The sequence below is a fragment of the Streptomyces sp. NPDC058045 genome (assembly GCF_042885635.1).
Classification (GTDB): Bacteria; Actinomycetota; Actinomycetes; order Streptomycetales; family Streptomycetaceae; genus Streptomyces.
In genome coordinates, this window is the sequence record NZ_JBHVRR010000025.1 from 36,385 (window position 1) to 59,406 (window position 23,022).

19 protein-coding genes, 1 pseudogene and 1 riboswitch are annotated in these 23,022 nt (G+C 73.0%); of the genes and pseudogenes, 4 read left to right on the forward strand and 16 right to left on the reverse strand.

The window, feature by feature from the left end; translation table 11 throughout:
- Nucleotides 1-8: 8 nt before the first annotated feature.
- The 5 genes and pseudogenes from ACFVST_RS17110 to ACFVST_RS17130 all read right to left on the reverse strand — a co-directional run.
- Nucleotides 9-767 (reverse strand): endonuclease/exonuclease/phosphatase family protein, encoded by a 759-nt coding sequence (locus tag ACFVST_RS17110; RefSeq protein WP_390151946.1) that lies wholly within the window; start codon nucleotides 765-767, stop codon nucleotides 9-11.
- A 93-nt stretch (nucleotides 768-860) separates the two neighbouring features.
- Nucleotides 861-1,802 carry an ROK family glucokinase gene (locus tag ACFVST_RS17115; RefSeq protein WP_390151949.1) on the reverse strand — a complete coding sequence of 314 codons (942 nt, stop codon included), beginning with the start codon at nucleotides 1,800-1,802 and terminating at the stop codon, nucleotides 861-863.
- Nucleotides 1,803-1,987: 185 nt separating this feature from the next.
- Nucleotides 1,988-2,617, reverse strand: coding sequence for a DUF5304 domain-containing protein (locus ACFVST_RS17120; RefSeq protein ID WP_390151952.1), 630 nt, complete (start codon nucleotides 2,615-2,617; stop codon nucleotides 1,988-1,990).
- A gap of 160 nt (nucleotides 2,618-2,777) precedes the next feature.
- A complete protein-coding gene (locus ACFVST_RS17125) occupies nucleotides 2,778-3,965 on the reverse strand; it encodes an ArsA-related P-loop ATPase (protein WP_390152065.1) in 1,188 nt (395 codons plus the stop codon).
- 140 nt (nucleotides 3,966-4,105) lie between these two features.
- Nucleotides 4,106-4,540 (reverse strand): annotated as a pseudogene (locus ACFVST_RS17130) (SRPBCC family protein); the annotation flags it as partial.
- Nucleotides 4,541-4,985: 445 nt separating this feature from the next.
- Here ACFVST_RS17130 and ACFVST_RS17135 point away from each other — a divergent pair.
- Entirely contained in the window at nucleotides 4,986-6,779 is a 1,794-nt protein-coding gene (locus ACFVST_RS17135) for an AMP-dependent synthetase/ligase (RefSeq protein ID WP_390151953.1), read from the forward strand.
- A 14-nt stretch (nucleotides 6,780-6,793) separates the two neighbouring features.
- On the opposite strand, the gene ACFVST_RS17140 is transcribed toward ACFVST_RS17135, so the two are convergent.
- Nucleotides 6,794-7,936: a glycosyltransferase family 4 protein gene (locus tag ACFVST_RS17140; RefSeq protein WP_390151955.1), complete on the reverse strand. Its 1,143-nt coding sequence runs from the start codon at nucleotides 7,934-7,936 to the stop codon at nucleotides 6,794-6,796.
- A 135-nt stretch (nucleotides 7,937-8,071) separates the two neighbouring features.
- On the opposite strand from ACFVST_RS17140, the gene ACFVST_RS17145 reads away from it, so the two are divergent.
- A complete protein-coding gene (locus tag ACFVST_RS17145; protein WP_390151958.1) occupies nucleotides 8,072-9,349 on the forward strand; it encodes a glycosyltransferase 87 family protein in 1,278 nt (425 codons plus the stop codon).
- Nucleotides 9,350-9,379: 30 nt separating this feature from the next.
- Here ACFVST_RS17145 and ACFVST_RS17150 read toward each other — a convergent pair whose 3' ends face one another.
- The 5 genes from ACFVST_RS17150 to ACFVST_RS17170 form a co-directional block, all read right to left on the reverse strand.
- Complete coding sequence (locus ACFVST_RS17150; RefSeq protein WP_390151960.1) at nucleotides 9,380-10,624, reverse strand: hypothetical protein; 1,245 nt, start codon at nucleotides 10,622-10,624, stop codon at nucleotides 9,380-9,382.
- 53 nt (nucleotides 10,625-10,677) lie between these two features.
- On the reverse strand, nucleotides 10,678-11,742 hold the full coding sequence (locus ACFVST_RS17155; RefSeq protein WP_390151963.1) for an NlpC/P60 family protein: 1,065 nt from the start codon (nucleotides 11,740-11,742) through the stop codon (nucleotides 10,678-10,680).
- Nucleotides 11,743-12,036: 294 nt separating this feature from the next.
- Nucleotides 12,037-13,074, reverse strand: coding sequence for an NlpC/P60 family protein (locus ACFVST_RS17160; RefSeq protein WP_390151965.1), 1,038 nt, complete (start codon nucleotides 13,072-13,074; stop codon nucleotides 12,037-12,039).
- A gap of 334 nt (nucleotides 13,075-13,408) precedes the next feature.
- On the reverse strand, nucleotides 13,409-14,758 hold the full coding sequence (locus ACFVST_RS17165) for an NYN domain-containing protein (protein ID WP_390152066.1): 1,350 nt from the start codon (nucleotides 14,756-14,758) through the stop codon (nucleotides 13,409-13,411).
- A 32-nt stretch (nucleotides 14,759-14,790) separates the two neighbouring features.
- Complete coding sequence (locus ACFVST_RS17170) at nucleotides 14,791-15,030, reverse strand: hypothetical protein (protein ID WP_390151968.1); 240 nt, start codon at nucleotides 15,028-15,030, stop codon at nucleotides 14,791-14,793.
- 178 nt (nucleotides 15,031-15,208) lie between these two features.
- Here ACFVST_RS17170 and ACFVST_RS17175 point away from each other — a divergent pair, with 178 nt between their 5' ends.
- Together ACFVST_RS17175 and ACFVST_RS17180 are read left to right on the forward strand one after the other, a co-directional pair.
- Entirely contained in the window at nucleotides 15,209-16,009 is an 801-nt protein-coding gene (locus ACFVST_RS17175; RefSeq protein ID WP_390151971.1) for a rhomboid family intramembrane serine protease, read from the forward strand.
- A complete protein-coding gene (locus ACFVST_RS17180; protein WP_390151974.1) occupies nucleotides 16,006-16,287 on the forward strand; it encodes an Lrp/AsnC family transcriptional regulator in 282 nt (93 codons plus the stop codon). Before ACFVST_RS17175 ends, ACFVST_RS17180 begins: the two co-directional genes overlap by 4 nt.
- Nucleotides 16,288-16,311: 24 nt before the next feature.
- Here ACFVST_RS17180 and ACFVST_RS17185 read toward each other — a convergent pair whose 3' ends face one another.
- The 5 genes from ACFVST_RS17185 to ACFVST_RS17205 form a co-directional block, all read right to left on the reverse strand.
- Nucleotides 16,312-17,718, reverse strand: a complete 1,407-nt coding sequence (locus ACFVST_RS17185; RefSeq protein ID WP_390151977.1) for an aminotransferase class V-fold PLP-dependent enzyme — start codon at nucleotides 17,716-17,718, stop codon at nucleotides 16,312-16,314.
- 269 nt (nucleotides 17,719-17,987) lie between these two features.
- A riboswitch (SAM riboswitch) is annotated at nucleotides 17,988-18,103 on the reverse strand.
- Nucleotides 18,104-18,283: 180 nt separating this feature from the next.
- Nucleotides 18,284-19,348: an anthranilate phosphoribosyltransferase gene (gene trpD, locus ACFVST_RS17190; protein ID WP_390151980.1), complete on the reverse strand. Its 1,065-nt coding sequence runs from the start codon at nucleotides 19,346-19,348 to the stop codon at nucleotides 18,284-18,286.
- Nucleotides 19,349-19,489: 141 nt separating this feature from the next.
- Nucleotides 19,490-21,133 carry a cytochrome bc complex cytochrome b subunit gene (locus ACFVST_RS17195; protein WP_390151983.1) on the reverse strand — a complete coding sequence of 548 codons (1,644 nt, stop codon included), beginning with the start codon at nucleotides 21,131-21,133 and terminating at the stop codon, nucleotides 19,490-19,492.
- Entirely contained in the window at nucleotides 21,130-22,191 is a 1,062-nt protein-coding gene (locus tag ACFVST_RS17200) for a Rieske 2Fe-2S domain-containing protein (RefSeq protein WP_390151986.1), read from the reverse strand. Before ACFVST_RS17200 ends, ACFVST_RS17195 begins: the two co-directional genes overlap by 4 nt.
- Nucleotides 22,188-22,997, reverse strand: a complete 810-nt coding sequence (locus ACFVST_RS17205; RefSeq protein WP_390151989.1) for a c-type cytochrome — start codon at nucleotides 22,995-22,997, stop codon at nucleotides 22,188-22,190. Before ACFVST_RS17205 ends, ACFVST_RS17200 begins: the two co-directional genes overlap by 4 nt.
- Nucleotides 22,998-23,022 lie beyond the last annotated feature (25 nt).

Here is a 23,022-nt window from a genome sequence, read left to right on the forward strand (position 1 = left end):
CGCCCCCGTCACCCCGCGGGCAGTCGTACCGCGGCCAGGACCGGGAGGTGGTCGGTGGCCGCGGTCAGGTCGGCGGGGTCCACACCGGGGAGGCCGGCGGGGACGCCGCAACCCAGCACCTCCACGCCCTCGGTGGCGAAGACCGCGTCGATCCGCTGCCGCGGCCCGGCCGCCGTGGAGGTGTGCTCACCGCCCCACGGCGCCACCGCCCACCCGTCCTGGAGCCGCTCCGCCAGCCGCCCGAAGGTACGGCCCCCGGGGCGCTCGTTGAGATCCCCGCCGGCCACCGCGTACGGCACGTCCAGCGCGGCCAACTGGTCGAGCAGCAGGGCGCCTTGGGCGCGGCGCTCCTCCTCGGCGAGGGAGAGGTGGCAGCTCAGTACGCCGAGCCGGGCGGCGCCGAAGCGCAGCACGGCGGTGGCGAAGCCGCGCCGGTGCAGGCCCGGGGTGGGCGGCAGCAGTACGTCCTCGGTGCGCTCCACCGTGGCGCGCAGCGAGCAGAGCAGGGCGGGACCGGCCGCGGTCGCCCCGCCGGAGAGCGTCACCAGGCCCGATCCGGTGGCGAGCCGGGCGAGTTTCTTGCGCCAGCGGAAGAAGCGCGGCGCCTCCTGGAGCAGCACCACATCGGGTGCGCAGGCGGTGATCACCCGGGCCACGGCGGCCGGATCGTCGCGCAGCGAGCGGACGTTGTAGCTGAGGACCCGGACGACGGCGGCTCCGTCCGACTCGGTCCGGGACGCGGGAAGATCACTGAGGCTGATCGGCATGACGATCAAGATACGACGCCGTGCCGGGCGGCGCCGCCGCTTCCCCGACCCGGCGGGCGGACGGGGGCGGCGGCGTGCGGGCCCGCGGTGCGGTCAGCCCTGGCGGGCGAGGTCGGCGGCGCCCACCAGGCCCGCCTTGTTGCCGAGTTGGGCGGCGAGCACCTGGGCGTGCGGGCGCCACTCGGCACCGATCAGCCAGCGCCGGAACGACTTGCGGATCGGGTCGAGGACCAGCTCGCCCTCGTCCGAGACGCCGCCGCCGACGATGAACGCGGACGGGTCGAAGAGGGACGCCAGATCGGCGAGCCCGGCGCCGGCCCAGCGGGCCAGCTCACGGAACGAGTCGACCGCCACCGGGCAGCCCTGCCGGGCGGCCTCGCTGATGTGCCGGCCCTCGATGCCGTCGACGGTGCCGTCGCCGAGGCCGAGCAGGATGGCCGCGTTCTCCGGGGTGGCGTGCGCGCGCTGCCTGGCGTACCGGACGAGGGCGCGGCCGGAAGCGTACTGCTCCCAGCAGCCCTGGCTGCCGCAGCCGCAGAGCAGGCCGTCCGGGACCACCCGGATGTGGCCGAACTCGGCGGCCACCCCGAAGCGTCCGCGGCGCAGCTTGTTGCCGATGACGATGCCGCCGCCGAGGCCGGTGCCGAGGGTGATGCAGATGACGTCGTCGTGGCCCTGGCCGGCGCCGAAGCGGTACTCGCCCCAGGCGGCGGCGTTGGCGTCGTTCTCCACCACCACGGGCATCCCGACGCGCTTCTCGACCTTGTCCTTCAACGGCTCGTGGCGCCACTGGATGTTGGGGGCGAAGAGCACGGTGGCGCGCTTGTCGTCCACATAACCGGCGGCTCCGATGCCGACGGCCTCGATCTCGCGCCCCTCGCCGGCGCCGGTCACCGCGGCGCTGATCGCGTCCACGATGCCGTCGGCGGTCGACGGGGTGGGCACGGTGTGCGTTTCGAGGATCGTGCCCTCTTCGTCGACCACACCGGCCGCGATCTTGGTACCGCCGATGTCGACGCCGATGGTGAGTCCCATGTGTCCCTCAGTTCCGGTCGAGCCCCGCTACGGCCAACCGTACCCGAGGGGACCACGCCCGGTGACCGCCGGAGCACTCCCCCGGACACCCTCCACCATCGGAACAGAACCCTCCGCACAGCGCCGGGATTCCGGGCCGACCGGCACCCGGGCCCTGGCCGGCCGGGGCCGGTGGGACGGGTGCTTCAGTCGAGGTCGATGTGCTCGCCGGGGCCGGGTTCGTCACCCCTGCCGTCCCGACCGTCCCGGCCGTCCCCGGCGGCCTTGCCGTCCGCTCCGGTCCTGCCGGTACCGCCGGTCTCGGACTTGCCGGTCTCGTACTCGCCGCCGTCGTCGGGGCCGCGGGTCCAGCGGGACTCCTGCTGCTGGGCAGCGGAGCGGTAGGCGGCGAGCAGTTCGGAACCGGCGGCGGCCAGGTGGTCGAAGACCTCCGGATTGCGCTCGACCACCGGTTCCACGGCGGCCCTGGCCTGCCGGATCATCTGCTGGGCCGCCGCCCCGAAGAGCGGCGCCCCGGCTCCCGCGGCACCGGACAGGTCGGACAGCTTCCCGGCGACCGCGTCCATCAGCCGCCGCAGTTCCTCGGCGGCGGAGCCGGGCGGCTCGGCCCCGGAGCGGCGGCGCCTGGCCTGCTCGGCGGCGAGGTCCTCGGCACAGGCCTGCGCCCAGGCGTCGGCGTCCGGCGTCTCGGCCGCGGGCACCTCGGTGACCGGCACCTCCGCCTCCGGACGCGCCGGGCCGGAGTCCGGGTGTGCGGGCTCCGCGGCGCCCGAAGGGTCCTGGGGGTCCCGGGGAAGCCCGGTGTCATCGCTCATGGCGGTCCGACTCCTGCTGGCTGGCGGGCGAATGGTCCGGCGGTACCGGCCGGTGGTGCGCCGTGCCGGGCACGGTGGCCACCGCTGTCGACGGTACCCGAACGGCAGCCGCCTGTTCACGCCCCCGCCACCCGCCCCGTACGGGGTTGACGGCGCGGGGTCAGTCCCGCCGCGGCCAGAGGTCCGGATCGGGACGGAAGCGGACGCCCAACTCGCCGTCCCGCAGCCCCGCGCCGACCACCGTGCACCGGCGGAGCGCGGACGGCAGCTCCACGATGCGGCGGAACGCGCCCACGGTGACCACGAGTTCGTCGCCCCGGCGCACCAGGCCGAGCTCCTCCCGCCGCGCCCCGGGCAGCGGGATCCGCCACACCAGGACGCCGTCCTCGGCCCGCCGGTCGGCCACCGGCCAGGTCACCGGCGGCGGGGCGGCGGGCGGCGCCGGCACATCGAGCGCGGCCAGGTCCTCGGTGCCGCGCGGATCACGGCCGAGGTGGCGGACGGTGCGCACGGGGACGGCCCCAGTACCGCCGGCGTCCGCGGCAGCCCGCCAGCCGTCGAGGGCCTTGCGCTGCTGGGCGACCGGCCCGGCCAGCCAGCCGTCGGCCTCGTCCGGCAGCACCCGGTTGGCGAGCAGCCCGTCCACCCGCAGCCCGTACAGGGCGAGGCCCGCGGTGGCGGTGTGCAGCGCGTCGGCGGCGGCCGGACCGGGCTCGGCGACCAGCCGCACCGTGGTCTCCGGATCAGCCAACACGCCCTGTACGGCGGCCAGTTCGAGGTCCCAGCGCTGGGCGGCGGCGTAGATCCGGTCGGTGGGGACGGGCACCCCGGCCAGACGGCCGAGCACCGGGCGCAGCGCACTGGCGACCTGTCGCTCCGCGGGCAGCAACCGCCGCAGATAGCGCCGGAGTTGGGCCGGCCGGGCCAGCGCGGCCAGCGCCTCCGCAGTGGCCGGCAGATCCACCACCAGCAGCTCGTACGGCCCGGCGGCGGCCTCGTGCAGGGCGTGCAGCAGGGCGAGTTCGGCGGCGCCGGGCAGCGGGGTCAGCTCCTCGTCGTCCAGCCGCGCGGCGCCCAGCAGGTCGAGTACGGGCGCCGCCTGGTCCTGGAGGCGGAGCAGGCCGGTACGGAAGCGGGCGGCGGTGTCGGGCCGCAGCACGGTGAGACCGGGGGCCGCGGTGACCGGGGTGTCGCCGGTGGGGGTGCCGAGGGCGGCGCCCGGGGTGTCCTCCGGATCGGCGGAGAGCAGCAGGGTGCGCCGCCCGGCGCGGGCCGCGGCGAGGGCGGTGGCGGCGGCCAGGGTGCTGCGGCCGGCGCCGGCGGGGCCGGTGAGAAGTACGGTGCGCATCGGGTGGCCGGGGGCGGACTCGGGGCCGGCGGCGGTGGTCACTCGGACCGCTTCGGCTCCTGCTCGGACCCGGCTTTTCCCGCCGCTCCGGCGTCCCCGGTGCCGCCGTCCTCCGCCGCGTCGTCCCCGTCGTCGTCGGGGCCGGACTCGACGCGCTTCTTCAGCCCGGCCAGCGCACGGTCGATGATGACCTTCTCGGCCTTCCGCTTGATCATGCCGAGCATCGGGATCTTGACGTCGACGGTGAGCTGGTACGTCACCTCGGTACGGCCGGCGCCCGCCTCCCGCAGCCGGTAGGAGCCGTCCAGGGAGCGCAGCATCTGGGACTTGACCAGGGTCCAGCTCACCTCGTCCGCGCTGTGCCAGGTGTAGCCGAGGGTCTGGTCGTCCTTGATGGCACCGGCGTCCATGACCAGGCGGACCTGCTCGGCGCGGCCCTCGGAGTCGGTGGCGAGCACCTCGGCCTGTTTGACCTCGCCGGTCCAGTCCGGGTATCGGGCGAAGTCCGAGATCACAGCCATCACATCGGCCGGTGCCGCCTCGATCACAATGCTCGAACTGGTGTGTTCCGCCATCGCCGTGGCTCCTCCAGATGCGGTCCGGTCGGGGTGATCGCGGCTGCGCCGCGGGCCGTGCGCTGTGAAGGCTACCGCGCGCGGCGCCCCCTCCCGCCAAGGGCACCGGCCGACCGCCCCCGAGCCGACGGAGCGTCAGCACCGTCCCGGCCGCGCCCCCGTCGAAAGGTGCCGGACCTGCGTCTACCCCCACCTCGGCCACGGGGGTCGACTAGGGTGCGCGGAGCGTCGTCGCGACATGTGACGCAAAAAACATCTGGCGTCTCCCCACTATCGGAGAAGCCATACCGATGGGTAACGTCCGGACGGTCCAGTCGTGCTCCATGCCTCAGCGCCACCTAGCGTGCTCGGCCACTGACCGCACCGGAGCACCCGCCCAAGCCTTGGACCGCACCGTCGCATCGCACAACGTCGTGGCGCCGGCGCCCTATGAGGAGCAGCAGTCTTGCGCGAGTTCAGCCTTCCGGCCCTGTACGAGGTCCCCACGGACGGCAACATGACCGACATCGTGCGCAGAAACGCGGCACAGCACCCGGATGTGGCGGTGATAGCCCGCAAGGTGGACGGCGCCTGGCAGGACGTCACCGCCACGGTGTTCCTCGCCGAGGTCAGGGCGGCCGCCAAGGGCCTCATCGCCGAGGGTGTGCAGCCCGGCGACCGGGTCGGCCTGATGTCCCGCACCCGCTACGAGTGGGCCCTGCTGGACTTCGCCATCTGGAGCGCGGGCGCCATCACCGTGCCGGTGTACGAGACCAGTTCGCCGGAGCAGGTGCAGTGGATCCTCGGCGACTCGGGCGCGGTCGCCTGCCTCGTGGAGCTGGACGGCCACGCCGCCACGGTGGACTCCGTCCGCGACCGGCTGCCGGAGCTGCGGAACGTCTGGCAGATCGAGGGCGACGGCCTGGACACCCTGCGCGCCGCGGGCAGCGCACTGGACGACTCCGTGGTGGAGGAGCGCAGTTCGGTCGCCAAGGCCGACGACCCGGCCACCATCGTCTACACCTCCGGCACCACCGGCCGCCCCAAGGGCTGCGTCCTCACCCACCGCAGCTTCTTCGCCGAGTGCGGGAACGTGGTGGAGCGGCTGCGGCCCCTCTTCCGCACCGGGGAATGCTCGGTGCTGCTCTTCCTGCCACTGGCGCACATCTTCGGGCGGCTGGTGCAGGTGGCGCCGATGATGGCGCCGATCAAGCTGGCCTGCGTTCCCGACATCAAGCAACTCACCGATGAACTCGCCGCGTTCCGGCCCACGATGATCCTGGGCGTGCCCCGGGTCTTCGAGAAGGTCTACAACGGGGCGCGGGCCAAGGCGCAGGCCGAGGGCAAGGGCCGTATCTTCGACCGGGCCGCCGACACCGCCATCGCGTACAGCCGCGCTCTCGACACCCCGAAGGGCCCCTCCGTCAGGCTGCGGCTCAGGCACCGCGTCTTCGACAAGCTGGTGTACAGCAAGCTGCGTACGGTCCTCGGCGGCCGCGGCGAGTACGCGATCTCCGGCGGCGCCCCGCTGGGCGAGCGCCTGGGCCACTTCTTCCGCGGCATCGGCTTCACCGTCCTGGAGGGCTACGGCCTGACGGAGTCCTGCGCGGCCACCAGCTTCAACCCGTGGGACCGGGTGAAGATCGGCACCGTGGGCCAGCCGCTGCCCGGCTCGGTGGTGCGGATCGCGGACGACGGCGAGGTACTGCTGCACGGCGAGCACCTCTTCGCCGGGTACTGGAACAACCCGGACGCCTCCGCCGAGGCGCTTGCCGACGGCTGGTTCCACACCGGTGACCTCGGCACCCTCGACGAGGACGGCTATCTGCGGATCACCGGCCGGAAGAAGGAGATCATCGTCACCGCCGGCGGCAAGAACGTGGCGCCCGCGGTGATGGAGGACCGCATCCGGGCCCACGCGCTGGTCGCCGAGTGCATGGTGGTCGGCGACCAGCGGCCGTTCGTGGGCGCGCTGCTCACCCTGGACGAGGACTTCCTCGCCCGCTGGATCACCGAACACGGCAAGCCGGCCGACTCCACCCCCGCCTCCCTCGCCGAGGACCCCGACCTGCTGGCGGCCCTCCAGGAGGCCGTCGACGTGGGCAACGCGGCGGTCTCCAAGGCCGAGTCGGTACGCAAGTTCCGGGTGCTGCCAGGCCAATTCACCCAGGAATCCGGCCACTTGACGCCTTCGCTGAAACTGAAGCGCAATGTGGTCGCCAAGGACTACGCCGACGAGATCGAAGGACTGTATAGCTGACTGCCCGGCCCCGCTCAGAGCAGTTCGCGGAGGTCGCCCGCCAAGTGGTCCCAGCGCCAGCGGTCGTGGACCCAGGCTCGGCCGCGCTCGCCCATCCGGGCCCGTAGTTCCGGGTCGGACAGCAGCAGTACCAGGCGTTCCGCGGTCTGTTCGGGGGCGCCGCCGGGGACGACCCAGCCGGTCTCGCCGTCTAGTACCGCGTCGGGGGCGCCGCCGGATTCCCCGGCCAGGACCGGCAGTCCGGTGGCGGAGGCCTCCAGGTAGACGATGCCCAGGCCCTCCACGTCGAGGCCGCCGCGGCGGGTGCGGCAGGGCATGGCGAAGACGTCTCCGGCGCCGTAGTGCGCGGGCAGTTCCGCCCAGGGCACGGCGCCGGTGAAGCGCACCGAGGCGTCCACACCGCGCTCCCGGGCCAGCCGCCGCAGGTCCGCCTCGTAGGGGCCGCCGCCGACGATCAGCAGCACGGTGTCGGGGTGGGCGGCGAGTACCCGCGGCATCGCCTCGATCAGGGTGTCCTGCCCCTTGCGCGGCACCAGCCGGGAGACGCAGACCACCACCGGGCGTTCCGCCAGGCCCAGTTCGGCCCGGACCCGGGCACCGCCCGAGTCCGGATGGAAGGTCTTCTCGTCGACGCCCGGCGGCAGCCGCACCATCCGGGCCGCGGCCTGTTCGGTGAGCGCGGCGGCGATCCGGGACCTGGTGTACTCGCCGAGATAGGTGAGGGTGTCGGTGCCCTCGCCGATCCGCCGCAACAGGCCGCGGGCGGCGGGGAGTTGGGCCCAGCCCGCCTCATGGCCGTGGGTGGTGGCCACGATCCGGCGGGCACCGGCCCGGCGCAGCGCGGGCGCCATCAGGCCGAGCGGGGCGGCCGCGCCGAACCACACCGAGCGGCAGCCGTGCTCCCGCAGCAGCCCGGCGGCGCGGCGGGTGACCCGCGGGGTGGGCAGCAGCATGGTGGCGCGGTCCCGTACCACGGGGAAGGGCTGCTCGGCGTCGAAGGCGGCGGTCGCCTCGGCGCCCTCCCGGCCCCGCTTCCAGGTGGAGGCGTAGACCACGACCTGCTCAGGGTCCAGGCGCAGCGCCATGTTGTGCAGGAAGGCCTGGATGCCGCCGGGGCGGGGCGGGAAGTCGTTGGTGACGATCAGGGTCTTGTCCATCGCCGCCGACAGTACCGAAGGCGCGGGCCCCGGTCGCACGGCCCGTCGCGTCGAATGGCCCCCGTGCGGCCGGGACCGGCATCATGGCGGGCGGACGCCGGCCGGGGCCGGGACGCGAGACGGGACGAGGTGGGCATGGCCGCCCCATTGGCCGCCGGACGGCAGTTGGCGCTCCTGGCCGTGTGGGGGGTGAGCCGGCTGCTGCTGATGCTCTTCGTGCTGAGGGTGCTGGTCTTCCCGGGCCCCGATGTCACCCCGGATGTGTCGGTGATCTACCACGGCTGGTACGAGGTGCTGCGCTCCGGGACGTTCCCGGTGGACGACGTCACCTGGCAGTACCCGCCGGGCGCAGCGCTCGCGATCCTCTCCCCCGCGCTGCTGCCGTGGCTGGAGTACCCCACGGCGTTCTTCGTGCTGTCGCTGGTGGCGGACGCGGTGGTGCTGGCGCTGCTGCTGCGGGCCGGGCGCGGGCGCCGGGCCCGTGCCACCGGGTCCGGTGCCCGCAGCCTGCGCGGCGCCTGGGTGTGGGCGGTGGGCGTCCCCCTCCTCGGGCCCACCGTGTACGCCCGCTACGACCTGATGGTGACGGCGGTGGCGGTGGCGGCGCTGGTCGCCGGGGTGGGTCGGCCGCGGGTGTTCGGGGCGCTGACCGCGTTCGGCGCGATGCTGAAGGGCTGGCCGGTGCTGCTGCTGCTGGGCGCGGGCCCGGGGCGCGACTGGCGGCGGAGTTGGGGGGCGGCCGCGGTGACCGGGGCGGTCCTGCTGGCGGCTTCGGTGGCCGCGGCGCCGGGCTCGCTGGACTTCCTCACCGCGCAGCGGGACCGGGGTACCGAGGTGGAGTCGGTGGGCGGTCTGGTCTTCCAGGTGGGGCACCACTTCGGGTGGAGCGGCGGGGTGTGGTTCCACTACGGCTCGATGGAGTTCTTCGGGCCGGGGGTGGCCGGGGTGGCCACCGCGTCGAAGGTGCTGTCGGTACTGGTGCTGGCCTGGCTGGTGCTGTGGCGGCTGCGCGCCAGGCACTGGTCACCGGGTACGGCGGCGGACGCGGCGTTCACCGCGGTCCTGCTGTCCACCGTGACCAGCCGGGTCATCAGCCCGCAGTACCTGGTGTGGCTGGTGGGTCTGGCGGCGGTGTGCCTGGTCTTCGCGGACAGCTGGATGGGGCGCCCGGCGTGGCTGGTGGTGGCGGCCTCACTGGTGACGGTGGTGGAGTTCCCGGTCCTCTTCACCGATGTGGTGACCAGCACCCCGACGGGGGTGGCGCTGCTCCTGGTACGCAACGGCCTGCTGGTGTGGGCCGCGGCCGCTGCCGCCGCCCGCCTGTGGCGCCGTACGGTGACCGGGCAGGCGGAGGCGGTGCCCGCCGGGGAGCCCGCCTCGCTCCGCCAGGAGCCGCTGGTCGACTCGCCGTGACCGGGGCCGCCGGGTGAAGTCCCCGCGGATTCAGCCGAGTTGGGCGCGGAGGTAGTCCCGCCAGCGGTGGGTGAAGGCGGCGGGGGTGGTGCCAAGGACGTCATGGAGGGCGTCGGCGACGGCGCCGTCCCGGCCCTGGTGGGCGCCGACCGCCCGGTAGAAGTCGTTCAGCTTCTGCTCGCCCCAGTGGTCGGCGATCATCCGGCAGGCGAGCCAGCCGCCCTCGTAGGCCTCGGCGAGGGGTCCCGCGGCGCGGGAGAAGCCGAAGTCGCCGTCGGTGGGCAGTTCCCGGGGCAGCCGCCCAGCGGCGACGGCACGGGCCAGCTCGGGCGCGATGCGGGGTGCGGTGCGCTCCGAGTCGCGGTAGCCGACCCAGTCGGCATAGCCCTCGGAGAGCCAGAGCGGGGTGGCGTCGGAGGTGGCGGCGCGGGTGGCGACATGGGTGGCCTCATGGGTGAGGACGACCTGCTTGCCGAAGTCGGCGAGCACCCGGTAGGCGTCCGGGTTGACCACGATGCGGTCGGCGGGCGCGGAACGGGAGCCGCCCGCCTCGCCGGTGGTGACGGCGGCGATACCGCGGTAGCCGGCGGCCGGGGAGCCCAGCAGCGCCGCCATCCCGTCCAGGTCGCGCGGCACCAGCAGCACCAGGCGCCGGGACCAGGAGCGGCCCCAGGCGCCCTGCACGGCGGGCACCGCGCGGTCGGCGAGGGCCGCGAAGTCGCGGAGCCTGGCGCGGCTCTGCCCGGTGCCGAGGACCAGGCTGCGGGCGCCGCGTACCGCGCTGACCCGGCCCTGCTCCCACATCTGCCGGGAACTGCCGCGCGCGGGCCGGTCCGAGGTCACATACCAGCGGCCCTGGACGCGGCGCAGTTGCACGGTACGGCGGGTGGTGACGGGCGCGGAGTCGTAGCCGGCTATGCGGTAGCGCAGCTCGGTGGCGGCCTCGGCGCTGGTGCCGGTGCGGTGGAAGCCGGTGACGCGGTACTCCCAGGACCCGAAGGGCACGCCGGCGAGGTCGCGGTACTCGGTGCGGGAGCGGTCGCCCGCTGCCCGGTCGAGGCCGGCGCCGCCGGTGCGGGCGTAGGCGCTCTCGTCGTGCGCGAGGACCGCTTTGCCGCGCCGGTCGAGCACCTGGGCGACGGGCGCGAGTGAGGCGTCGGCGGTGGTCCGGGAGCCGCAGCCGACCAGCCCGGTCAGCACGGTCGCGGCGAGCAGCAGTGCGGCCGGCCCACACCCGAGCCGTGCCGCTCGCCCCGCACCCCTGTGACCTGCCACCTTGCGATGGTAAGCGCTCCCGGCCGGGCGTGTCGGCCCCGGGGCCGCCGCGGTCAGACGCGGGTGACCGAGGAGATCGGCATCATCGCCACCGGGTCGTGGCGGACGGCGGCCCCCGGGTACGGGGCGTGGACGACCTGGCCGCCGCCGACGTACATGGCGATATGGCCGGCGTCGGCGCCGTAGGTGACGAGGTCGCCGGGGCGGGCCTCGGCGAGGGGGATACGGCGGCCCGCGTTCCGCTGCTCCTGGGAGGTGCGCGGCAGGGCCACCCCGGCCTGGGCGTAGGCCCACCGCATCAGTCCTGAGCAGTCGAAGCTGCCCGGTCCTTCGGCGCCCCAGGCGTAGGGGCGGCCGAGGGCGGTGCGGACGGCGGCGACGGCGGTCCCGGCGCGGGCGGACGGCGCGAGTCCGGAGAGCGGGCCGAGCAGGCCGGGCGGCAGGGCCGCGGGGTCGCCGCCGCGGGAGGCCCGGCCGTACCCGGCCCGGCGGTCGGCGGGCAGCGCGCCCAACAGCCGCCGGGCGCGGGCGAGTTTGTGTTCCACGGTGCGCTTGTGGCGGGCCACGGCGCGGCGGTCGCGTTCCAGTGCGGCGAGGGTGCCGCGGGTCTCGGCGCGGTCCTGGGAGAGTTCGCGTTCGGCGCTCAGCAGGGAGCGGAGCTGGGCGGCCCGGCGCACCCCGATGCGGTCCAGGGTGCCGGCCCGGTCCAGGTAGTCGTCCGGGTCGGAGGAGAGCAGCAGCACCATCGACGGGGCGAGGCCGCCGCTGCGGTACTGCGCGCCCGCCAGTGAACTCAGCGCGCCCCGCAGGGTGTTGACCCGGTCCTGGACGCGGGCGATGCGGTCCTGCCCGGCGCTCGCCCGCTTCCGCAGCGAACCGACGTGCTCCCGGGCCCCGTTGTACGCCTCGGTGGCGCGCTCCGCCTCCCGGTAGAGCCGGTCCAGCTCGGCGCCCGGGTCGGCGGTGTGCCGCGGTCCGGCGGGCGCGGGTCCGGGAGCGGCACCGGCGGGGGCGGCGAGGGCGGCGGCCGCGACACCGACCACGCCGACGAGACCGGCGGTGGCGCGCGGGGCGTGGACGATCCGGACGGTGCCCGGTCTGCGGCGATGGGACCCCATGGGCGGCCGCTCTCCCTTCCGCTGACGTCCTCCGCGGGCGCGGAGCGATGCGACGCCGAACGGTAGCCGCGCGCCCACCTCACAACCAGCGAGGAAGCCGTCACGGACGGTGACACCTCGCCGCTGACGCAGGTCAACGACGGGGTGTGCGGCGGAAGTTCCCGGTGGAATTCGCCCGTTCGGGGGCGGGCACGATGCCGGGGTCCAGGGGTGGGGCCGGGGGTCCGGAGAGGGGACCGGGGTCGCCGCCCCGGTCCCCGTGTCAGCGGCCGAAGCCTCCGACTCGGCGGTGCCTCAGAGGCGGACGCCGAACTGGAACGGCATGTTGTTGATCGACTCGTAGCGGACCACGGTGCCGGTGCGCGGGGCGTGCAGCACCTTGCCGCCCCCGGCGTAGAGGCCGACGTGGTGCAGGTCGCCGTAGAAGAGCACCAGGTCGCCGACCTGGAGCTGGCTCTGCGAGGAGATCCGGGTGCCCGCGCCGGCCTGGGCCTGCGAGGTGCGCGGGATGGAGACGCCGGCCTGGTTGTAGGCCCAGGAGGTGAGGCCGGAGCAGTCGAAGGAGCTGGGGCCGGTGGCGCCGTAGACGTAGGGCGTGCCTATCTTCGACTGGGCGGCGGCGAAGGCGGCGCCCGCGCGGCCCGAACCGGGCTTGGGGGCGGGGGTGTTGTCGCCGCCGCCCGGGTCGCGGTCGCCGCCGCGGCTGGCCCGGTCGTCGTCCTCCATCTGCCGCCGCTCCTCGGCGGTCAGGCTGTTCAGAAGCCGCTGGGCCTCGCCGAGCTTGCCCTGGATCTGCTTCTTCTTCTTGCCGATCTCCTTGCGGGTCTCGGAGAGGTCGGCCAGCTTGTCCGCGGCTTCCTTGCGCTGCTGGGAGAGGACGCGCTGCTTGCCCTGGATCTTCTTGAGCTGCGCCACCTGCTGACCGCTGAGCTGGTCGAGGGTGGACGCCTTGTCCAGGTAGCTGTCCGGGTCCGCGGAGAGGAAGAGCTGCAAGGAGGGGTCTATCCCGCCGGAGCGGTACTGGGCGCTGGCGAGCGAACCGAGGCCGTCACGCAGCTTGTTGAGGTCCTCCTGGCCGCGGGCGACCTTGTCCTGGAGCTCCCCGGTCTGCTTCTCCAGCTTCTGCTGCTTCTCCTTGGCCCCGTTGTACTTCTCGGTGGCCTGCTCAGCCTGCTCGTAGAGCTTGTCGACCTTGGACTTGACCTCGTCCTTGTCGGGCTTCGGGGCGGCCTGCGCGGCCTGCGAGGTCAGGGCCACTGCTGCTGCGGCGGTCGCGGTGAGCACGGTCACTCGTGCGCGGCTCGGCTGCTTGGGTCGACGGTGGGACGCCACGGGGGCGAGCTCCTTCTTCCTCCAGCCGCCTACCGACACACCGGTGGGCGGTGCCCCTCCACCGTCACTCCCGATGAGTGATCAACCGAGCGGAGGTTCGAGCCAGACCCTAGTGACCTTCTTGTGATCAGTTCAAATCCTGACGGGAAAAAAGTACGGCTCGCCGGACATTCTTTGCTCACAACTCACAGCAGGTAGCGACCCCTTGACGGAAGGTCGCCCCACCCGGCCCTCAATTCGGGCAAGCAGCACAGAAGTTGCAGTCGGGACAGTCGCGACGAAGAGATCGAACGCGGCACCGGGCATCGGACGACGCCCCCCGCGGCGCTCGGAGTCAGGCGCGGGAGAGCCGCTTGAGGAGTACGGCGGAGGCCACCGGGCGGGCGCCGGCCTTGGCGATGCCGTCCGCCACCTCACGGTCAGTGGAGACCACGATGACCGGCCGCCCCGGCGGTTCGGCCCGCACCAGCTGCCGGATCAACTCGTCCGCCGTCACCCCGGGCTTGGAGAACAGCACCCGCACCCCGCGCGGTGGCGCCAGCAGTACCGGCGCCGCCAGTTCGGCCCCGTCGAAGACGCAGGTGACCTCGGCGCCGGTCTGCGCGGCGAGTTGGGAGAGGGTGCCCAGCAGCCGCAGCCGCTGCTTCTCCAACGGCATCTGCGGATAACCGGTCTTGGTGACGTTGTAGCCGTCGACGACGAGATGGGCCTGCGGCAGCGCCAGCAACTGGTCCAGTACCGCCGGGTCGTGCTCGGAGAGGGCGCGGGCCGCGATGTCCTTGGGCGTCATCCGGCCCGGCTCGACCGCGTCCACCGTCTCCGCGGGCCGTACCGACACCGGCGGCAGGGCCAGTTCGCGGCGCAGGCCCTGGGTGGCGTCGAGGAGGGTGTCGAGCAGCAGCCGCACCCGCATGTCCTCCACGCTGCGGCCCTCCCGCGCGGCCCGCCGGGCGGCCTCCAGCGCCGCCTCCGCCTCACCGAGGCGGGACTTGAGGCGGCGGTTCTCGCTCTGCGCGGCCGACAGCCGGCCCTCCTGATCGGCCCGCGCCTCCTCCGCCCGCTGCTCCGCCTTGCGCACCGCGGCCTCACCGCGGCGTACATCGCTGAGCGCGGCCCGCAGCTTGCGGTGCAGGGAGTCGCCGTGCCGCCGGGCCTCTTCGAGTTCGGCGCGCAGCGAGTCGGTCTGGGCGCGCACCCGGTCCTGGGCCTCGGCCAGTTCGGCGCGCAGCCGCCGCACCTCGGCGCGGTGCTCGTCCCCGGCGCGCTCGGCGTGGGCGCGCTGCACCTCCTCGCCGGCGGCGGTCACCAGCTTCGCCCAGCCCGGCGGGCGCAGCACATACGCGGCGGCGGCCACCTCCTGCGGGTCGGCGGCGGGCGGCGGATTGCCCGCTTCGAGGGCGGCCACCAGCTCCGGCTGGGCGGCCCGCAGCTTCTCCCCGATGCGCTGCCGGAAGACCGGGTCGCCCTCCACCGCGGCCGCCATCGCGTTCCCGGCGAACCTGACCCGCCGGCTCGGGGTGAAGCGGGCGTACTGCCGGAGCTGGGCGGGCAGCTCGGCGACGGTGAGCCCGCCGAAGCCGTCCGAGACGAGCTGCACGACCCGGCGGCGCACCGCCTCGGGCAGCGGGCGGTCGAGCACCTCAGCGGTGCCGTCGTCCGGCTCCCCGCCTGCGCTCTCCACCATCGTCACCCCATCTGCTCCCTGGGCCGGCCCGGTCAGGAACCGGCGCCCGGCCTGTCCACCAGCTCGACCTGGTCCACCGCGTTGCACCAGCGGCACCGCACCGACTCGATGGTCTCACTGACCACCTCGCGCTCCTCCACGCTCGGCTCCCCCGCGAGGTCCAGGTGCACGTACTCGACGACCTTCGACGAGCGGGTCACATCGAACCGGGTCAGATTGCCGCAGAGTGTGCAGCGCCAGCGGGTCTCGGCAGTCGGCAGGGGGACCGTCATGGTGGCTGTCGCATCCTTCGGGTTTCCATGGTGCGCCGCTTTACTCGGTGCTCCGGGTCAGCGTGCTGCGTACGCCCCGCAACCCTAGCCTGCCCGGCGGAAGCGGCCGCTCCCCGTCCATGGCGCGATCCGGCGAGGCGGTCCGGACCGGCGGGACCCCTTACGTCATGATCTGCGCATGATGCGGGTACGGGGCGGCAGCCGGCGGCGGGATACGCGGACCGGCCGGGTACGGGGGCCGTCCGCGCCGGTGACGTACGGGCTGATGCTGCTGTGCGGTCTGCTCTTCGCGGGCAGCCCCGCGGCGGGCCTGGTCCGGCCCGGCGACGGCACCGCGGCGCTGCTCGCCGCCCAGCAGGACTACTTCGACCGCTGGGGCGTGGTCCCGGCCCGGCTGCTCGGCGGCCCGCCCCCGCTGCACCTCGTCCCGAGCGCCGCGGACACCCTCCTCAGCGCGCTGTTCGTGCACGCCAACTGGGTTCATCTGCTGGGCAATCTGCTCTTCCTGCACGTCTTCGGCGCGATGGTGGAGCAGCGGATGGGCCGGATGCGGTTCACCTTCTTCTACCTGGTGTGCGGGGCGCTGGCGCTCCTCGGCTACGCGCTGGCGCACTCCGGCTCGGAGCAGAGCCTGGTGGGGGCCTCGGGCGCGATCTCCGCGGTGCTCGGCGCCTTCCTCTTCCTCTTCCCCAAGGCCCGGGTCACCAGCCTGCTGCCGTTCCTCTTCTTCCTGCCGCTGCGCTTCCCGGCCTGGGTGGTACTTCCGTTCTGGGTGGTACTCCAGTGGCTCTCGGTACGGCAGGCGGACCAGGGCCCGGGGGTCGCCTACCTCGCCCACCTGGTCGGCTTCGGTCTGGGCTTCGGCTACGCCTGGGTGCGGTGGGGGCGGGCGGGCGCCTCGGCACACGGCACCGGAACACGGGGCACTAAAGTTGGCAGCGCCCCAGCTCCGGCCCCCGAGGGAGACAGCCAGCCGTGATCACCGCGATCGTGCTCATCAAGACCAGCGTGGACCGGATCCCGGAGATCGCGGAGTCCATCGCCGCGCTGGACAGCGTCAGCGAGGTCTTCTCGGTGACGGGGACCTACGACCTGATCGCCATGGTGCGGGTCGCCCGCCATGACGACCTGGCCGAGGTCATCCCCGGCAGCATCAGCAAGATCCCCGGCGTGGAGGGGACGGACACCCATGTCGCCTTCCGCACCTACTCCCAGCACGACCTGGAGGCGGCCTTCTCCATCGGCCTGGACTCGTAGTCCGTTGACGGCTGGGCGGGCGGCTCAGCGGGCGGTGGCCGGGTCCGGGACGCAGCGGCCGTCCTCGGTGCGGTAGGTCCAGCGCGCCCCGTCCCGCACCAGCTCGGTCACCGCCCGTACGAAGCGGTCGATGTGCTCGTCCGGGGTCCCGGCGCCGAAGCTCACCCGGATCGCGTTCAGCGACCTCTCCCCCGGCGCCGCCTCCGGCGCCCCGCACTCGCCCTGGTCCCCCGGCTCCGCCCCGAGCAGCGTCCGCACCAGCGGGTGCGCGCAGAACAGCCCGTCCCGTACGCCGATGCCGTACTCGGCGGAGAGCGCCGCCGCGAAGTGCGAGCTGTTCCAGCCGGCTACCACGAAGGACACCACCCCGACCCGCGGCGCCGCGTCCCCGAACAGCGACAGCACCCTCACCTCCGGCACCCCGGCGAGCCCCGCACGCAGCCGGGCCACCAACTGCTCCTCCCGCGCCACCAGTTGACCGAAGCCCGCCTCGGTCAGCGCCCGGCAGGCGGAGGCCACGGCATGGGCACCGATCACATTCGGCGAACCGGCCTCATGCCGCGCCGGCCCCTCCTGCCACTCCACGTCCACCCCGCCGTCCGCCCGCCGCGCCACCTTCCGCGAGGCACCCCCGCCCGCGAGGTACGGCTCGGCCTCCCGCAGCCAGTCCGCGCGCCCGGCGAGCACCCCGGCACCGAACGGGGCGTACAGCTTGTGCCCGGAGAACGCGACCCAGTCGACATCGAGCCGGGCGATGTCCACCGGCCGGTGCGGGGCGAGTTGGGCGGCATCCAGCACGATCCGGGCACCGTGCGCATGGGCGGTGGCCGCCAACTCGCGCACCGGCCACAACTCCCCCGTGACATTGGAGGCACCGGTCACACACACCAGGGCGGGCGTCCCCGCACGGCGGGCGGCGAGCGCCGCGTCCAAGGTGCGGAGGGCCTGCTCGGGGGTGCGGGGCGCGTCGAGGAAGGTGACCTGGGCGCCGCGCCAGGGCAGCAGCGAGGCGTGGTGCTCGGTCTCGAAGACGAAGACCTCGCAGTCCGCGGGCAGCGCGGCGGCCAGCAGGTTCAGCGAGTCGGTGGTGGAACGGGTGAAGACCACCTGGTCCCCCTCCCGGCAGCCGAGGAAGTCCCCGACGGTACGCCGCGCGCTCTCGAACAACTCCGTGGACAACTGCGACAGATACCCGGCCCCCCGATGCACGCTGCCGTAGTACGGGGCGTAGGCGGCGACGTCGTCCCAGACCCGCTTCAGGGCCGGGGCGCTGGCGGCGTAGTCGAGCGCCGCGTATTCGGTCTCGCCACCGGTGACGAGCGGCACCCGAACATCGGCCCCGAGCACGGGCAGCACGACCTGCTCGGTATCGGCGGGTGCGGTGACGGGAGTGGTGGCGGGGGCGGTGGCAGTGACGGCGGTTGCAGACATGGCGAACTCCATTGCGGCGCAGGCGAGTTGACCGGCCGAAGCAGCGGGCGGCACACAGGTACGCGGGGCGCGGCGGGCAGTGCGCGGCGGCGCGGCGCGTGACGGCGGACCACCGGACGGCGGCACCGGGCAGCCGGTACGGGGACACGGGTGCGGGTGCCGGCCGGGGCTTCGGCGCGGGCGGATCAGATGAGGCGGAGGTGGGGCGCTTCGCCCTATCGCATTCGCTTGCTCACGGAACAGCTCCCCGAGGACCAAGGACCCCGCGGGGTCCGCGCTTGCCGAAGGCTTCTGCCGACGGCCCGGTCTTCACCCGGGGCACCCCGCCACGGACGGAGGGTTGCCGGACAGCGGGCCGGGGCCGTAGTCGCTGTCGCTCATGACCTGCCGAGCACTATGCCAGACGCCAACGCCCCGACGAAACCTGGTCCACATACCGGAATCCCCCGGAGGTTCCCGTCCCCCACCGAGGTCGGAACGGGCGGGCGCGGACTTCGGTGCGCGGAAGTCCCCGCACCGAAGTCCGCGCCCGCCCGAAAGGGACTCCCCGCAAAGGGAACCGCGACTACACCTGCGTGGCCCGGGCCCACCGCTCCAGGGCCGCCCGTGCCGCACCCGAGTCGATGGACTCGGCGGCCACCTCCATACCCGCCCGCAGTTGCCCGGCGAGCGTCCCCTCCCCCGGCCGGACGGCCACCAGCGCCGCCGCCGAGTTCAGCAGCACCGCGTCCCGTACGGCACCCCGCTCCCCGTCCAGCAGGCGCCGCGCCACCTCCGCGTTGTACGAGGAGTCCCCGCCGCGCAGCGCCTCCACGGGTACCGGCTCGATACCGACGTCCCGCGGGTCGAAGCGCTCCTCCCGCACCACCCCGTCCCGTACCACCCACACCCGCGAACCGCCGGTGACGGTCAGCTCGTCGAGGCCGTCGTCGCCGCGGAAGACGAGGGAGGAGTTACCGCGTTCGGCGAGGACGCCGGCCACCACGGGCGCCATCCGCTCATCGGCGACACCGACGGCCTGGGCGCGTACCCGGGCCGGATTGGTCAGCGGGCCCAGCAGGTTGAACACGGTGCGGATGCCGAGCTGCCCGCGAGCCGTGCCCGCGTACCGCAGCGCCGGGTGGAACTTCACCGCGAAGCAGAAGGTGATCCCCGCCTCCTCCGCGACCTGGGGGATGCGGTGCGGCGGCAGATCCAGATTGACGCCCAGCTTCTCCAGTACGTCGGAGGAGCCGGACTGGGAGGAGGCGGCCCGGTTGCCGTGCTTGACGACCTTGACGCCCGCGCCGGCCACCACGATCGCGGACATGGTGGAGATGTTGACGGTCTTCGCGCCGTCGCCGCCGGTACCGACGATGTCGACGGTCTCGCCCGGCACCTCGATCACATTGGCGTGCTCGTACATCGCGTCGACCAGGCCGGAGATCTCGGCCACCGTCTCGCCCTTGGCCCGCAGCGCCACCACGAACGCGGCGATCTGCGCGTCCGTGGCCTCACCACGCATGATCCGGTCCATGGCCCAGGCCGTGGCGTCGGCGCTCTGGTCCTGACCGGAGAGCAGCGCCTCCAGGACGCGGGGCCAGGAACGGCCCGCCGCGGTGTCGCCTCCAGCGGGGTTCACAGCGTTCATATGCCGCTCCTGGTATTCGAAGGATCCGGACCCCACCCTATCCAGCGCCGGAGACAGCGAAGAGCCCCGCCCAGGTGCTGGACGGGGCTCTGCGCTGTGGCGGTACGGCCGTGGCGACGGCCTGCCGGGCGCGCGAAGGAATCAGTGGTGGCCGTGGCCGCTGGTGATCTCCTCGTACTCCTCGACGGTCGGCTTGGGGATCTGGTTCCCCTCGCCGTAGTAGCCCTTGGAGAGCTTCGCGCGGAGCCTGTCGACCGGCGACACCTTGCGCTGAACACCGTTCTCGTCGACGGTCTCGCCGATCTCGTACGGCTGGTACTGGTCGTGCGCGGTGAGGGTGTGCAGGGCCTCCGCGTCGAGCGGCTCGTGCACCTCCACGAACTCACCGTGCGGCAGGCGCTTGATGATGCCGGACTCGCGCCCGTGCAGCACCTTCTCCTTGTCCCGGCGCTGGAGGCCGAGGCAGATCCGCTTGGTGACGATGAAGGTGATGACCGGACCCACGAAGAAGGCGACCCGCACGAACCAGGTGATCGCGTTGATCGACAGATGGAAGTGCGTGGCGAACAGGTCGTTGCCACCGCCGATCAGCATGACCACGTACCAGGTGAGCCAGGCGGCGCCGAGACCCGTGCGCGTGGGGGCGTTGCGCGGCCGGTCCAGGATGTGGTGCGCGCGCTTGTCCCCGGTGACCCAGGACTCGATGAACGGATAGAGGGCGAGGACGACCAGGACCATCGGGAAGACGATCACCAGCGGGATGGCCACGCCGAGCGCCAGGGTGTGCCCCAGGAAGTTGATCTCCCAGCCGGGCATCGTACGGATCAGGCCCTCGGAGAAGCCCATGTACCAGTCGGGCTGGGCTCCGGTGGACACCTGGTCGGGGCGGTACGGTCCGACCGCCCACACCGGGTTGATGGTGACGAGCGCCGCGATGGCCGCGACGACACCGAAGACCAGGAAGAAGAAGCCGCCGGCCTTCGCCATGTACACCGGCATCAGCGGCATACCCACGACGTTCTTGTTGGTGCGGCCGGGGCCCGCGAACTGCGTGTGCTTGTGGTAGAAGACCAGGAGCAGGTGGCCGACGACCAGGCCCAGCATGATGCCCGGCAGCAGCAGGATGTGGACCGAGTAGAAACGGGCCACGAAGTCGCCGCCGGGGAACTCCCCGCCGAAGAGGAAGAACGACATGTAGGTGCCGACGACCGGCACCGACAGGATCGCGCCCTCCATGAAGCGGACACCGGTGCCGGAGAGCAGGTCGTCCGGGAGCGAGTAGCCGGTGAAGCCGGTGAACATGCCCAGCACGAACAGCAGGAAGCCGAACACCCAGTTGACCTCACGCGGCTTGCGGAACGCACCGGTGAAGAAGACGCGCATCATGTGCACGAACATGCCGGCGAGGAAGATCAGCGCCGCCCAGTGGTGGATCTGCCGGATCAGCAGACCACCGCGCACATCGAAGCTGATGTGCATGGTCGAGTTGAACGCCTCGGAGACGAGCTGCCCCTGCATCGGGACGTAACTGCCGTTGTACGTCACCTCGTTCATCGACGGGTGGAAGAACAGCGTCAGATACACACCCGTGAGGATGATGATGATGAAGCTGTAGAGGCAGACCTCGCCCAGCATGAAGGACCAGTGGTCCGGGAAGATCTTCCGCATGTTGGCCTTGGCCAGGCCGTAGAGCCCCAGCCGGCCGTCCGCCCAGTCCGCTACGCGCTCGCCCGCGGGTGCCTTGCCCCGCCGTGCGCCGGACGCGGTGTTCTCTTGAGTACTCATCCGCGCTCCCAGAAGGACGGACCGACGGGCTCCGCGAAGTCGCCGAGCGCTTCGAGGTAGCCGTCACCGTTCACGCCGATACGCAGCTGCGGCAGCGCGTGCCCGGCCGGGCCGAAGATCACCCGGGCCCCGTCGGCGAGGTCGAAGGTGGACTGGTGGCAGGGGCAGAGCGCGTGGTGCGTCTGCTGCTCGTACAGGGAGATCGGGCAGCCCACGTGGGTGCAGACCTTCGAGTACGCGACGATGCCCTCGTGGGACCAGTCGAGCTCCTGCTTGTCCTTGATGGTCTCCGGCTGGAGACGGATCAGCATCAGCGCCGACTTGGCGATCTCGGTCTGGAAGTCCTCGTCGTGCTCCTCCAGGCCCTCGGGCTTGGCGAAGGTCAGTGAGCCGACGGTGATGTCCTCGGGGCGCATCGGCTCGTTGGTGTTCATGTTGATGACGAGCTTGCCCTTGCGCCACGCGGTGTGGCGGAGCTTGGTGCCGGGCAGCGTGCCGAGGTCGCGCAGCAGGACCACACCGGAGAGCGGCACCAGGGCCAGCGCACCGAACATGGTGTTGCGGATCAGCTTGCGGCGACCGAAGCCGGACTCCTTGGCGCCCTGCTTGAAGTCGGCAATGACCTGTTCCCTGACCTCGGACTCGGCCTCGATCGGGTGCCGCTCGTCGGCGACCTCCACGTCGGACATCAGGGTGCGGGCCCAGTGGATCGCGCCCGCGCCGATGCTGAACAGCGCGACGGCGAGGGTCAGGCCCAGCGAGAAGTTGAGCGCGCTGACGTGCCCGATCGGCCAGACGAAGATCGACTTGTCCTTGGGGATCGCCACATAGGAGGCGATGAAGCCGACCGTGGCGAGCATCGACAGCAGGAACAGGAGGGCGACGGTGCGCTCGGAGCGCTTCGCGGCCCGCTCGTCGAGGTCCTGGATGCGGGGCTCGTGCGGCGGCAGGCCCGGGTCGGCGAAGGGGTCCTGCCCCTGCGGGACGGCCACGGAACCGTGCTCTGTGTCCTGCTCGTTGGGCAGGTTCTCTTCAGGCATGTCTTCTTGGCTACTCATGACTTCTTGGCCTTTGCGGTCCGCGCGGCGACCCAGACGGCGATGGCGATCAGCACACCGAGGCCGAAGATCCAGCCGAAGAGACCCTCGGTGACGGGGCCGAGCCCGCCCAGGTCGAGTCCGCCGGGGCTCACCGTCTTGTCGCTGTTGACCGCGTCGAGGTACGCGATGATGTCCTTCTTGTTCTGCGAGGGCATCGTCGTGTCGGGGAAGGAGGGCATGTTCTGCGGGCCGGTCTGCATGGCCTCGTAGATGTGCTTCGGGCTCACCCCGTCAAGTGGCGGCGCGTACTTGCCCTTGGTGAGGGCACCGCCCTTGCCGATGAAGTTGTGGCACTGGGCGCAGTTGGTGCGGAAGAGTTCACCGCCCTTGGCGGCGTCCGCGCCCTGCGGGCTGTACTCCTTCTCGGTCGGCACGGTCGGGCCGGCGCCGAGCGAGGCGATGTACGCGGCGAGCTGGTCGATCTCGGCCTGCGAGTAGATGACCTTCTTGCGGGGTGCCTGCGCGTTCTGCTGCTGGAGCGGCATCCGGCCGGTGCCGACCTGGAAGTCGACCGCGGCGGCGCCGACACCCACCAGAGACGGACCGTCGGAGGTGCCCTGACCGCCGGTCCCGTGGCAGCTTGCACAGCCCACATCGAAGAGCTTCTTGCCCTCGTCGATGGCGAGAGACTGGGCGGTTTCGTCGGCCTGCGCCTTGTCCGCGGGCGCGAACACGGCGTACAGCCCCCCGGTGACCGCCAGCGCGAGGAGTAGGACGACGACCGCCGCCAGCGGATGGCGTCGTCGTGCGGAGAGCTTTTTCACGGATTACCCCGGTGTCAGGATCTTC

What these genes read in the sequence shown, in the direction of transcription:
- ACFVST_RS17145 (WP_390151958.1), top strand. Translation starts at nt 8,072, where the DNA reads ATGGCCGCCCCATTGGCCGCCGGACGGCAGTTGGCGCTCCTGGCCGTG.
- ACFVST_RS17170 (WP_390151968.1), bottom strand. Translation starts at nt 15,030, where the DNA reads ATGACGGTCCCCCTGCCGACTGCCGAGACCCGCTGGCGCTGCACACTC.
- ACFVST_RS17195 (WP_390151983.1), bottom strand. Translation starts at nt 21,133, where the DNA reads ATGAGTACTCAAGAGAACACCGCGTCCGGCGCACGGCGGGGCAAGGCA.
- ACFVST_RS17140 (WP_390151955.1), bottom strand. Translation starts at nt 7,936, where the DNA reads ATGGACAAGACCCTGATCGTCACCAACGACTTCCCGCCCCGCCCCGGC.
- ACFVST_RS17175 (WP_390151971.1), top strand. Translation starts at nt 15,209, where the DNA reads ATGATGCGGGTACGGGGCGGCAGCCGGCGGCGGGATACGCGGACCGGC.
- ACFVST_RS17125 (WP_390152065.1), bottom strand. Translation starts at nt 3,965, where the DNA reads ATGCGCACCGTACTTCTCACCGGCCCCGCCGGCGCCGGCCGCAGCACC.
- ACFVST_RS17185 (WP_390151977.1), bottom strand. Translation starts at nt 17,718, where the DNA reads ATGTCTGCAACCGCCGTCACTGCCACCGCCCCCGCCACCACTCCCGTC.
- ACFVST_RS17115 (WP_390151949.1), bottom strand. Translation starts at nt 1,802, where the DNA reads ATGGGACTCACCATCGGCGTCGACATCGGCGGTACCAAGATCGCGGCC.
- ACFVST_RS17165 (WP_390152066.1), bottom strand. Translation starts at nt 14,758, where the DNA reads ATGGTGGAGAGCGCAGGCGGGGAGCCGGACGACGGCACCGCTGAGGTG.
- trpD (WP_390151980.1), bottom strand. Translation starts at nt 19,348, where the DNA reads ATGAACGCTGTGAACCCCGCTGGAGGCGACACCGCGGCGGGCCGTTCC.
- ACFVST_RS17200 (WP_390151986.1), bottom strand. Translation starts at nt 22,191, where the DNA reads ATGAGTAGCCAAGAAGACATGCCTGAAGAGAACCTGCCCAACGAGCAG.
- ACFVST_RS17110 (WP_390151946.1), bottom strand. Translation starts at nt 767, where the DNA reads ATGCCGATCAGCCTCAGTGATCTTCCCGCGTCCCGGACCGAGTCGGAC.
- ACFVST_RS17155 (WP_390151963.1), bottom strand. Translation starts at nt 11,742, where the DNA reads ATGGGGTCCCATCGCCGCAGACCGGGCACCGTCCGGATCGTCCACGCC.
- ACFVST_RS17120 (WP_390151952.1), bottom strand. Translation starts at nt 2,617, where the DNA reads ATGAGCGATGACACCGGGCTTCCCCGGGACCCCCAGGACCCTTCGGGC.